General features: G+C 46.6%; 12 protein-coding genes and 1 pseudogene. 7 read left to right on the top strand and 6 right to left on the bottom strand.

Annotated features, from left to right (window positions below; genetic code table 11):
• Positions 1 to 576 precede the first annotated feature (576 nt).
• A complete protein-coding gene (locus tag LCF41_RS09030) occupies positions 577 to 1,899 on the bottom strand; it encodes a DUF4062 domain-containing protein (protein WP_225087763.1) in 1,323 nt (440 codons plus the stop codon).
• Between the two features lie 734 nt (positions 1,900 to 2,633).
• Here LCF41_RS09030 and relB point away from each other — a divergent pair.
• From relB to LCF41_RS09000, 6 genes and pseudogenes are all read left to right on the top strand, one after another.
• Positions 2,634 to 2,879 (top strand): type II toxin-antitoxin system RelB family antitoxin, encoded by a 246-nt coding sequence (gene relB / locus LCF41_RS09025; protein ID WP_225087762.1) that lies wholly within the window; start codon positions 2,634 to 2,636, stop codon positions 2,877 to 2,879.
• Positions 2,869 to 3,153 carry a type II toxin-antitoxin system RelE/ParE family toxin gene (locus tag LCF41_RS09020; protein ID WP_225087761.1) on the top strand — a complete coding sequence of 95 codons (285 nt, stop codon included), beginning with the start codon at positions 2,869 to 2,871 and terminating at the stop codon, positions 3,151 to 3,153. Before relB ends, LCF41_RS09020 begins: the two co-directional genes overlap by 11 nt.
• A 46-nt stretch (positions 3,154 to 3,199) precedes the next feature.
• Positions 3,200 to 3,439, top strand: a complete 240-nt coding sequence (locus LCF41_RS09015; protein WP_225088127.1) for a type II toxin-antitoxin system RelB/DinJ family antitoxin — start codon at positions 3,200 to 3,202, stop codon at positions 3,437 to 3,439.
• Between the two features lie 57 nt (positions 3,440 to 3,496).
• Positions 3,497 to 3,856 (top strand): hypothetical protein, encoded by a 360-nt coding sequence (locus tag LCF41_RS09010; RefSeq protein WP_225087760.1) that lies wholly within the window; start codon positions 3,497 to 3,499, stop codon positions 3,854 to 3,856.
• A 334-nt stretch (positions 3,857 to 4,190) separates the two neighbouring features.
• A pseudogene (locus tag LCF41_RS09005) lies at positions 4,191 to 4,421 on the top strand (integrase arm-type DNA-binding domain-containing protein); the annotation flags it as partial.
• Between the two features lie 649 nt (positions 4,422 to 5,070).
• Positions 5,071 to 5,949 (top strand): cell envelope biogenesis protein OmpA, encoded by an 879-nt coding sequence (locus LCF41_RS09000; protein WP_225087759.1) that lies wholly within the window; start codon positions 5,071 to 5,073, stop codon positions 5,947 to 5,949.
• Positions 5,950 to 6,112: 163 nt separating this feature from the next.
• Here the strand turns inward: LCF41_RS09000 and LCF41_RS22255 are convergent, their stop codons facing one another.
• The 4 genes from LCF41_RS22255 to LCF41_RS08985 form a co-directional block, all read right to left on the bottom strand.
• Positions 6,113 to 6,277, bottom strand: coding sequence for a hypothetical protein (locus LCF41_RS22255; RefSeq protein WP_284144953.1), 165 nt, complete (start codon positions 6,275 to 6,277; stop codon positions 6,113 to 6,115).
• An 11-nt stretch (positions 6,278 to 6,288) separates the two neighbouring features.
• The gene (locus tag LCF41_RS22250) at positions 6,289 to 6,576 is read right to left on the bottom strand and encodes a GyrI-like domain-containing protein (RefSeq protein ID WP_284144952.1); all 288 of its coding nucleotides are present in this window, start codon (positions 6,574 to 6,576) and stop codon (positions 6,289 to 6,291) included.
• Positions 6,577 to 6,819: 243 nt separating this feature from the next.
• Positions 6,820 to 7,149: a DHCW motif cupin fold protein gene (locus LCF41_RS08990; protein WP_225087757.1), complete on the bottom strand. Its 330-nt coding sequence runs from the start codon at positions 7,147 to 7,149 to the stop codon at positions 6,820 to 6,822.
• Positions 7,150 to 7,213: 64 nt separating this feature from the next.
• On the bottom strand, positions 7,214 to 7,750 hold the full coding sequence (locus LCF41_RS08985) for a rhodanese family protein (protein ID WP_225087756.1): 537 nt from the start codon (positions 7,748 to 7,750) through the stop codon (positions 7,214 to 7,216).
• Positions 7,751 to 8,118: 368 nt separating this feature from the next.
• Between LCF41_RS08985 and LCF41_RS08980 the strand changes: the two genes are divergently transcribed.
• Positions 8,119 to 9,522, top strand: coding sequence for an EmmdR/YeeO family multidrug/toxin efflux MATE transporter (locus LCF41_RS08980; RefSeq protein ID WP_225087754.1), 1,404 nt, complete (start codon positions 8,119 to 8,121; stop codon positions 9,520 to 9,522).
• 41 nt (positions 9,523 to 9,563) lie between these two features.
• On the opposite strand, the gene LCF41_RS08975 is transcribed toward LCF41_RS08980, so the two are convergent.
• Positions 9,564 to 10,733, bottom strand: a complete 1,170-nt coding sequence (locus LCF41_RS08975) for an MFS transporter (RefSeq protein WP_225087753.1) — start codon at positions 10,731 to 10,733, stop codon at positions 9,564 to 9,566.
• Positions 10,734 to 10,978 lie beyond the last annotated feature (245 nt).

The following is a 10,978-nucleotide window of genomic DNA, read 5'->3' as shown; positions in this document are numbered from 1 at the left end:
ATTTGAAATCAATTTTTTGGTCGGTACGCATGTATAGAAATGCTATGGTTTTTGCGATGTCGGCGCGACGGGGAATGTGCTTGAAATGGTAGATTAGGGACGGTTTCGATCTATGGCCGAGTAAAACAATACTGAGATTGGCCAAGCTCGACAGTCTGCTGTGTGCTGTGAGTTCAACGGGTAGCAGGTCACCGGACTGGCCACAATGAAGGCAAACTGACTGCAGAGGACATCGACGCTGCGGCCAAATCGGCGGGGATGGGAGAGAAACTGGAGGCAGATTACAGCAGCCACCTGTAGAAAAATAATCAACTGGCGCAGACGCTGGGTCTCACAGGCACGCCGGGCCTGATCGTGATGCTGGTGAGCAATGCCATGCCAAAAACCATTACGGTCTCCCGGGCGCGGCGACCGCAGAGCAAATCCAGACTGCTAGCCACTGATACCAGAATGAATCACATCCGGTACGGCATCCCGCCAGAACCGTACCGATCAAACAAGAAACCATCCTGACGCGACCGGCACACCTGGCTTGTCCGCTCCCCATCATCCTACATTCGAGGGGTAGTGTGTTAACTAGATTTGCAGTTCAATCGTTACAGTCTCAAGCTGAGTATATTCTTCACAAATAATATCAGCTTCAACAATGTGCTTTCCCGTATTTAAAGGCACAATCATGTACTCATCACTAAACCTTCTTAACCTTGTATGAATTAAGTTATCAAGTTTAATAGTGATAGTGTTGTCTCTCAGTACGGTATAAAACAAGGTATCAGCCAGTTTGGTGTTTCTGAAAATATTTGTGTCGATGAAATCATTCGTTACGGTTAACCCACGCATAGACATTGGGTTATAAATAGAAAATGATTTCAGGGAATTCAAATCATCCTGCTTTTTTTGGTAAAGCGCTTGCGCCCTGATTCGTGGATCAAAAGGGACCGGAGATTTCGGTTTTTCTGGCTTTTTATCAATTTCATATATGAGAATTTCTGGAGGAAAGGTCAGTTCTATAAATATGTTATTTGCTTTGGCAGTTCCTTTGTTGGAAACTTCAACTCTTAAAGCGGTAGAGTAGTTTTCTATTTTGAAGTGTTTTTCGCTTTCAATGTTAAACTGTTCAAGCTCAAGCTCACTAGGGATGAGGCTATTATGCTGCTCAATATCATCTTCTGAAATAAATTCAATGAGGTGTGGGTTGATGTCATTTATATTTAATTCTTCAGGCATGCTGACTTTTGCAAATGAATTGAATTTTTCATCAACAGACGGATGATTTATGAATAGTTTGATATCTGGTTTTTTAATTTCTATTTTTGACTCAAGCAATGTAATTTTTTCTCTTAACTCTCTGTTTTCTTTACTTAGAACTGATAATTCGTTGGATAGAGACTCACTGACAAAAGTATTGTCTCCGCGTATCCATCCTATCCCAGGTTTTTGCATAATCTGCTTCATTAAGGAAACTGAAACATTTTTTATTAATTGGTCTTTTGTGTCCCAAAACTGTGCCATTTTGGAATTTGTTAGAACAGTATTGCGGAATTTTTTAATGTCAGTGAGATCGTCATCTCGTTTATCTCCAGATAAAGCCACAGTGTCATTCATTAAGAATGCAAGAACAGGGATTTTTTTGTCTAAGGCATAATTATATTCTTTATGGGTGAAACTTATCCCACCGGACGTTTTTGAACCATATCTTAACCCTAACACTAAGATGTAATAATCACTTACCTCTATGGTTCTTCTTATTATTTCCCATTGATCTTCATCTTCTGCACTGAACATCTCCATTCCAATCGGGATATGATACAATTCTAGGACTGCTTTAATGATACTTTCCCTCTCCTCCACCAAATCTGTATAGGTGGAGCTCAAAAATACCTGATATTTTTTTTCCATAATACCTTCTGTAAATTAGAATAGGTTGGTAGTGAGATTAGTTCTACAGGGTAGTCTTGGCCAAGAGACCACTCTGTCGGATTACAATGTCGCTGTGCATACTACTTTCTCAAAATATACACAGCAGAATTCCACTTTATAGACCATTTAGGAGCAAGACGATCTTTTCGACAACTCTCTAAGCATACAGAGACCGACGTTGGCCAAAGAACGGCTAAGTCCGCGCTTACTGCTGCACCCGTTTGACCTGCTCCCACTTTATTGATAAACAGCGAAGTTAGTGATACCTCTATCTGACTGTAAAACAGTATGAATTTCCGCTCCTCGCTCATGGTTGACCTTCAACCTTTACAGGTACGATATGAAAGTTCACGGACATTAACTTTATCGCCAGTAAGTCTCTCAACGACCTCAATTGCGTCTGGATCACCATGCCAAGCCATGCAACTTAAACAATCGCCACCACAATCAAAATTAAGTGTTTCTGGCGTTTTGCTCATTGGCTGGCTACAGGTCTGACAATTGTTCACCGGAAGTGACATCCTTTTTAGGTTTTCAGTTCTAGGTTGCCTAACATACCACGGTTCAGCTCACTGCACTCTCTTAACAGACGCCAGCTGCTAATCCATACATGCATAGAGAACAACATCCCGAATACCATTAAGTAGTAGCTTGCCTCCTATATCCCTAGTAACTACAATGTATACAAAACACACAATGTAGTGAGGTGGCGTATGGGTGTCATGTCCGTTCGATTAAATGATGAAACAACCGCGCAGCTTGATGCGCTGGCTAAAGCTACGGGACGTACCCGCTCTTTTCTGGCTGGACAAGCTATTGAAGACTATCTTGCGCGGGAAGCCTGGCAGATAACAGAGATCGAGCAAGCTATTAAAGAAGCCGATGCAGGCGATTTTGTCTCATCAGATGAGATGGACAATCTGTTTAAAAAGTTAGGTACGGCAAGACATGGAAATTAAATGGCTGCGTAAATCTGCGGCCAATTTGGAAGCCGAGTACCGCTATATCGCGCAGGACGATCCACAAGCCGCCAGCCAATTCATAGATGAAGTCCAAAGGTTGACGGAATTACTACCGCAACAGCCAGCAATGGGAAGACCTGGCCGTGTACTTGGAACGCGTGAACTTGTGTTAACTCACTATCCCTACATCATCCCCTACCGCGTGAAAGATAATATGATCCAGATTCTACGCGTCTTTCATACACACAGACGTTTACCCGCAAAATGGTGAACAACGAACCTTCACAAAAGTAAACCTAAGTACACCGGTGAATATGATGGGTAATGTTACTTTCCGTATCGATGACGATCTTAAAAGGCGCTCTTATGCAGCACTGAAGAAACTGGGTATTACACCTTCTGAGGCATTGCGCCTTACGTTGGAATACGTTGCTGAAAATGAAAGACTCCCATTTAAACAAAAGTTACTCAATGATGAAGACGTAGAATTAGTTGAAGTTGTCCGTGAACATCTTCACAACCCCAAGCCAGTACGCATGACGCTGGATGATCTTTAGTGTTTTACTTTTTGGGTTTTGACGAACGCACATCCACTAACTAATCGCCACTCAGCCATGAAAGACAACAAAAAACACGACCAACAATCAAGATCGTCCGGCTGGGGCGGTAAACGTATCGGTGCAGGTGCTCCCGTAGGTAACACCAATGCAGTGAAACATGGGGAACGCAGCCGCCAGGCATTCTTTCCTTTGGCGGGTGATGATGGGCGATTCACGCCGTTGCAATTGCTACGAGTAAGAAACCTACTTCTTGCTGAACGTGTCGGCGAGTTGATGCACAGATCTCTTTCTTTGGGTACAGCCGAATGGCGTGAGTTTATGTTGCTCGATGGGATTTTATGGCAGCACACACGCAAAATGATGGTGTTGGAGCGTCGTAAGGCAAAATTAAATGTACATCGCACCCAGCACTAAAAATCAGCGTATCAAACGAAACCTTACTGTCATGCGCAGACTATTTTTCAGGATGACTTTTCGTTTTAGTTATACGTTTAGTTATATGAACAAAAAACGAATCATAACATGAACAATAAAAACAGGTTGTTATAATGCAAATTCAATTTCTCTCGTGCGGTTAGTATCGTTTACTACCGGAAACCCCACAAAAACCCGCATTCTCACTGAGTTTGCGGTTTTTTTGTTGCCTGTTATCTATCGGGATACCCCGTTTACAGCCGGAAAGTTTGGGACTACATTTGGGACTAAATCAGCGTAGTCCCATAAAACCGTAGTCACAAAGATAACGATCATGGACATTCAGGCAAAGCCCCTCACAAACACGGAAGTCAAAGCCGCTAAAGTAATAGACAAAGAATTGTCGCTACATGATGGTGGCGGGCTGCTATTGTTCGTCAAACCTTCCGGCACAAAGACATGGCGTTTTCGCTATTACCACCCACAAACTAAAAAGCGCACTACGTTGACGTTTGGCAGCTATCCGGCAATTTCTTTGGCTGATGCCAGACAAATGCGGGAAGCCGAGTACCTCTATATCGCGCAAGACGATCCACTGGCAGACAGCCAGTTCGTAAAGCTAGTGGAATGACTACCTCAGCGACCAACAATCGGAAGCCCGCCCGTGTATCCGGAACACGTGAGCGGGTGTTAACGCACTATCCCCACATCATCCCCTACCGCGTGAAAGACAACATGATCTAAATTCTATGCGTCTTTTATACGCACAGGCGTTTTACTGTCAAAATAGTGAATGATAAGACCTACCTGCAATCCTAAAAATATCGGTTCCCTTCCAGCAGTAAATATCTCAGATAACAAAATCAATAACACAACGTTACGCAAAGCAGGTTGAGAATATCAGAGCCATTGTGCGGTTTGCGCTGACCGTTCATCGCTATAACAGGCTCATCCATCAGGAAAGTCTGCCTTGGATAAATATTAAAACGAATTTAAATGAAGCATCGAGGATTTGCGAGATCATTGCTCAACGTGAATCGGTCGTCAGTACTATTAGGTGCAGCCTATTGTCGGTTCGATTACACGTGATGCTTACGTGCTAGTGCAATGTCCATTGATATTTTCGTGGGCTAATTACTAACGAACTGGCAAACGTAAAATAACATCAATGAATTCCCCATAATCGTGGGATTTTTATATTAAGAGGACGTGAAATGAAAAAATATGCAATTGCATTAATGTGCCTATTATCAGCTTCAGCCTTTGCAGAAACCTATAAAGGTTATCCCGATATTCCGGGTACCGCAGTGGGTTTTGCCACGGAAATCGTAAGCTATACGCCCGGCCCTAATGTATCTTCAAGTTATAAAGTGCCCGAAAGAATACTTGGCGAACCTAATCGCTACAGCACGAATGAAAATATACTTTCTCTCGGTGCAGCAGGTAGCGTTGTGGTTCGCTTTACCCCGTACGCGATTAAAAAGAGCGGTACTGCCGATGCGGATTTCTACGTCTATGAAGCAGGAACCTATGAATCGTGGGATGCCTATGTATCCAATGACGGCAGTGAATGGATCAAGGCCACACCCGTGTTTCAGGCTATTAATCCTGCATCCGCTCAAACGACAACCAATCGTGGTTCTGTAATTGGGTATGACGTTGACGTAATTGATTCAGAGTCTGATTCATTTACCTATCTGAAAATCGTCGACACCAGCCTGTCGAAATATGCCGATTCGCCGGGTGCCGACCTTGACGCAATTGTTTTGACGAGTGCAAAAGCGCTGGGAACGGAGGTATTTATTGATACCGATTCTCGTAACGGAAAAATCTATAACCTGTATCAGAACGACATTACTGGTGCTGTAGGTGTCAAAATGATTAGCAAGGATAATACTATTTCGTATATTCCTTTCTCTACCGATGATTCGCTGAAAGCCATCGCGCTGTCGCTGCAAGGTGATTTCAATTGCGATGATGAAAAGGATATTAATGTATTAGCCACACGAAAATCTGACGGCGTTCAGTTAAACATTATCAAACAGCAGAATGGGACAGCCATTAAGACTATCGATAACTCAGTGACTAAGTGATGCATTACAACAGGCATTCATTGAGTGCCTGTGATAATGCAAAATAACCTCAATTGCCAGAGATATACCATAATGTAATATTTTTACGGCGTATAAGTATAAATAGTAACGATGCAGGCTGCTCCAATACATTTTATTTTTTCGTTACTTCCTATGAACAGGCTTACTTCACCTCTTCAACCGACTGCCATATTTCAATTTCCCAGTTGCCATTACTGCCATCGCACAAATAGCTTTCATAGCATATATCACCTGCCGGACGGTATCCCTGAGCATCGATCGCTTTATAAAAATCATTCCATGCTTGCGCAAAGTCACCATTTTTCACAATGGTGTGCGTTACGGCATAAAGTCCACCGGGAATGATTTCCCTGCGTATTTCCGTACCGTCCAGCAACGTTGATGGCATCGCTTGCACGTAATCGCCACATCCGCCCGTAATTCATCCGCTTCTACTCGGCTGGGGTCATCCCAGTAAAACGCCAGAGATTTATCAATGGAGAGATGGTGTTCCTTTGCCCATGATAATATTTCATTAAATCCCTGCGGTATTTTCTCGTAATAGGGACCAACGACCCGAAGACTCAGCACTTCCATTGGTTCTGCAAGTTCAATCCTGATAGACATGTTCATACACTCCTGAGTTGTGTAGATGATAAACCCCGCACCATTAACCTCTTTAATTGTATGGTTATGTGCCGATATCGACAACAGAATTAGAAGCGCATTGCTTACGTCACTACCAATGGATTGAATTTTCTATACGGACGTTTACTGACATCGACGAACGCGATCTCAGGTAGGGTAAGTTAGCTAATCAAGGGCTAATCGCCGTACTCTGATTTCCGTACTCTGGGTTAGCCCCTCACCTCAATCCACAACAAACAGCTTCGCACCCGTCTCAGTGTAAGAGCGATGGGCTTCCGCGTTATCCGCGACCTGATAACTCATTCCCGGTTTGAGGACAAAAACACGACCATCATCTAATTCCGTATGAAGCTCGCCTTCAAGGCACAGCAGAATATGCCCTTTTGAGCACCAGTGATCGGCGAGATAACCAGGCGTATATTCCACAATACGAACCCGAATATTATCAAAACGCTGCGTTCGCCAGTAGGCGATCCCCGTTTCCCCTTGATGCTCGCTGGGCTCTATTTGCGACCAGTCAGTCGTACCAAACGGAATGTTCTTCATATCCATATTACTGCTCCTGTTTTTAGTGGTTAACACCCCGCTTACGGTTTCAGCCAGTCATCCCGGCCAATCAGCGTTGAGTTGCACGGTTCCACGGCATTCTCCTTAACAGCTTTGCCATACCGCAAAATCCGGTAACACCAGCAAACAGCAACCCTGCTCCCACAAAACCAGACAGCAGGAAGAAAGCACTGTTTACGCTGTACCCCAGTAATACACCACTCAGAATCAGTACGCCAGCGGCGATTTGAACCTGCCGCATGAGGTCAATTGGCTGCTTATGATTCACCTCTGTCGGAAATCCCGCCTTTTTCCATGCCGTCATTCCCCCTTGCAGAAGAAAAACCGCTGCGGGTGAAGCAGCCTGTGCCAGCAGGCCAGCATTCTGTTCCGAACGCATGCCGGATAAGCAGTGGAAAATCACCGTTTTTCCTTCCCTAGCATCGTTAGGGAGGACATACCCGGCGGAAGAATTCAGCGGATGCAGTTTCGCCTGCACAATATGCTCGCGGGCGAACTCTTCAGGCTGGCGAATATCAATGAGTATCGCACCTTCATCTAACAATTTGCGGGTCTGGGCGGGTGAGATAGCAACTGGCGTTGACATGATCGTGATCCTCTTTTGAGCCGCTGAAACCCGGCATAATGCGGCTGTGTTCAATCGGCAAGGAAGGTGATACCGCTGGTTGTATGTGCCTTACTTTTAATTTAGAAATAACTAATAAAGAAAAATCTAAATTAATTAATAAAAACATGCAACAACTTTCCATGCGGGGACAGCAATCCAGGCTGGACATCGATTTGGCGGCTGATACTCTGTAAATAGGAACGCTATTTTAAAAAACAGCCATGCTGTCGCGATTGCACAAATGGATATCATGATACCGTGCAAAATGATGCTATTTGCGAGCCACCACTTTGTGGCTCTGTTTACCGTACTGACAGGGAAACTTGAGATACTTCCAAGACCGTTTCATGAAAAAATTAAAAGACACAGACTGGTATAAAAAGCGTTACTCCAACCGCGTTCTCTTCTGGAGAGAAATCTCACCGCTCGCCTTCCCTATCTTTATTGAAGGCCTTTGCGTCGTGCTGATGGGGGTTTTCAGCACCTTCCTGGTCAGTTGGCTGGGGAAAGAAGCCATGGCAGCCGTCGGTCTGGCTGATAGCTTCAATATGGTCATCATCGCCTTCTTTACCGCCGTCGCGTTGGGGACTGCCGTTGTTGTCGCGTTCAGCCTGGGGCAACGCAATAGAAAGCAAGCGAGTTCTGCGGCTCGCCAGTCAATGTCATTACTGGTTCTGTCATCGTTTCTGCTAGTCGCGCTGGTTGAATTCGCCGGTTCAGCGATTATCGATCTGATCGCAGGACAGGCCGACGCACAGGTTAAAGCATTAGCCCTCACGTTCCTGCGCTGGACGGTGTGGGGGTATCCTGCCGTCGCCATCGCGCTGGTCGGCTGTGGCGCGTTGCGGGGAGCGGGTAATACCAAGTTGCCCATGGTCATCAACATTGGGATGAATATCCTCAATATTGCCATCAGTAGCCTGCTGATTTACGGCGCCTTTTCCTGGGATGGTCTTGGCTTTATTGGTGCTGGCATCGGGATCACTATTTCACGCTATATCGGCGCGGTCTTCGTGATTTTGACGCTGATGCACGGTTTTAACGGCGCGTTGCGTATTCCCTTCAAGTCTTACTTTGCACCTTTTACCCTGACGATTCTCTATGAAGTGCTCAGTATCGGTATTCCCGCCAGCATAGAATCGGTGATGTTTAACATCGGTAAGCTGATCACCCAGCGTTTTGTCGCGGGTATGGGAACCGAAGTCATTGCCGGAAATTTTATCGCGTTCTCCATCTCCACGCTGATCAACCTTCCCGGCAATTCACTCGGCGCCGCCGCTACGATCATCGTTGGTACACGACTGGGGAAAGGCCAGATCATGCAGTCCACTCGCCAGTTGAAGTACATCTTCTGGCTGTCCAATATTGGGCTGTGTGTGCTTGCTGTACTGTCGGTGCCCAGCGCCAGCTTTTTGGCATCGTTTTACACCAATGAGCCGGAAGTGATCGAAGTAGCAAAACATCTTCTGTGGCTCAACGCGCTATTTATGCCAATCTGGGCGGCGTCCTGGGTGCTCCCTGCCGGTCTGAAAGGCGCTAAAGACGCCAGCTACACCATGTGGGTGGCAATGGCAGGTATGTGGGGATGTCGGGTCATCGCGGGATATATCCTCGGCGTGATGCTCGGTTTTGGCGTAATTGGCGTGTGGATGGGGATGTTCTTTGACTGGATTGTACGCGGCTTCTTCTATTACCGCCGTCTGATGAGCGGGCGCTGGCTATGGCGCTATCGCCCCCCCGCAGACCAATGATAGCGAACGGGTTTCCGCTCGCTTATAACACCACAAATGGCTTAGCGGCTAGGGCTCTTCAGCGGAGCAAAACGGGTCGCCATCAGAATCAACACGATCACACCAACGGTCATAATCATCCAGGCCTGCTCCAGCCCCGCCGTATGCTGGCGTATAAAACCAGCCAGCAAAGGCATCAGGCTGGCAAGGATGTAGCCGCCGCCCTGCACAAAGCCCATCACTGAACCGGTCTTATGTGACTCCGTCACCTGATCCAACGCCACAATCAGCGACAGCGGAAACAGTGCGCCAATGCCAATCCCCAGCATGATAATAATGGGGTACGTGAACGTCAGCGGCGCGACGATCAGCCCAATCATTCCTGCCAGCATCACAATCAGGATAGGGATAAGTAGCCTGCGCCGATCGGGAAAACGGTTGATAAACGTGGACACTAACAGGCCGGAAATCACCTCCGTCAGCGTTAATCCCCCTAACATCAAGCCACTTTGCGTCGCATCTAGCCCCAATTGAATGTAATACGGCGGCAGCCAGGCCAGCACCAGCGTATACGCACCCGTACCAATACCGAAGAACACCATCAGCAGCCAATCCATCCCAGTTCTGCGCGTAGCCAGAACGGTCGCAGCCGCCTGTTTCGCGGTATACGCTTTAGGCACACAGCGCCAGGCCACCGTGGCAACCAACGCCACGATCCCCCAGCAGGCCAGCGCGCTTTGCCAGCCCCACGCATTTGCCAGCGGAGAAACCGATGAAGCCGCAAACGCCGCGCCCGTCATAATCGCCGTGGTATAAAAGCCCATCAGGAGACTGCTATGACGGCCAAAATGGAGCTTGATAAACGATGGCACCAGCGCCTGAATTAAGGCAATCCCGACCCCGGCAAGCGCAGCGCTCACCAGCAGAGCAATGCCACTATTAAGCCACCAGCGCGCACCGCACGCCAGGGCAATAACCACAATACCCAATGTGATTCCCCGATACTCTCCAAGACGTGCCTGCAACTGACCGCCATATAACGCACACCATCCCATCGCGAACACGGGGAGCGTGGTTAACATACCTGCCATGCTGTCATCCAGACCCGTTGCGGCCTGAATCTGATTCAGCAACGGGCCAATTCCCGCCAGAACGGGGCGTAAATTCAATCCCAACAGGATAATCGTGAAGAAAAGAAAAGCCCGCGTACGAGCTGTTGATGTCACTACCATGTCTAACCTCAATAACTTGAGCCAATCATTGCTGCTTGATGGTCAATATCTTCACATAAAGAATCTTAACGTCAAGATAAAATCTTATGACAGACTCACTCTGCTGCTTTTGCTCAATCGCAGTAAGAACGGCCAGATATCGATCAATGGGAAAGTGACTGACTAAATGACGGGCGAAACTCGTCACAGCTTTGACAAACAGACATAAAAAATGCCGCCTGCGATGACCCACAGGGTGGAGGGCA

Source organism: Pectobacterium colocasium, assembly GCF_020181655.1.
In the GTDB taxonomy this organism is placed as follows: domain Bacteria; phylum Pseudomonadota; class Gammaproteobacteria; order Enterobacterales; family Enterobacteriaceae; genus Pectobacterium; species Pectobacterium colocasium.
This window is presented reverse-complemented; position numbering and strand designations above follow the sequence as displayed.

Bases quoted from the DNA above. Each gene is read 5' to 3' on its own strand.
- LCF41_RS08985 (WP_225087756.1), bottom strand. From the start codon at position 7,750: ATGTCAACGCCAGTTGCTATCTCACCCGCCCAGACCCGCAAATTGTTA.
- LCF41_RS09015 (WP_225088127.1), top strand. From the start codon at position 3,200: ATGGGTAATGTTACTTTCCGTATCGATGACGATCTTAAAAGGCGCTCT.
- LCF41_RS09030 (WP_225087763.1), bottom strand. From the start codon at position 1,899: ATGGAAAAAAAATATCAGGTATTTTTGAGCTCCACCTATACAGATTTG.
- LCF41_RS09000 (WP_225087759.1), top strand. From the start codon at position 5,071: ATGAAAAAATATGCAATTGCATTAATGTGCCTATTATCAGCTTCAGCC.
- relB (WP_225087762.1), top strand. From the start codon at position 2,634: ATGGGTGTCATGTCCGTTCGATTAAATGATGAAACAACCGCGCAGCTT.
- LCF41_RS08975 (WP_225087753.1), bottom strand. From the start codon at position 10,733: ATGGTAGTGACATCAACAGCTCGTACGCGGGCTTTTCTTTTCTTCACG.
- LCF41_RS22250 (WP_284144952.1), bottom strand. From the start codon at position 6,576: ATGTCTATCAGGATTGAACTTGCAGAACCAATGGAAGTGCTGAGTCTT.
- LCF41_RS09020 (WP_225087761.1), top strand. From the start codon at position 2,869: ATGGAAATTAAATGGCTGCGTAAATCTGCGGCCAATTTGGAAGCCGAG.
- LCF41_RS08990 (WP_225087757.1), bottom strand. From the start codon at position 7,149: ATGGATATGAAGAACATTCCGTTTGGTACGACTGACTGGTCGCAAATA.
- LCF41_RS09010 (WP_225087760.1), top strand. From the start codon at position 3,497: ATGAAAGACAACAAAAAACACGACCAACAATCAAGATCGTCCGGCTGG.
- LCF41_RS08980 (WP_225087754.1), top strand. From the start codon at position 8,119: ATGAAAAAATTAAAAGACACAGACTGGTATAAAAAGCGTTACTCCAAC.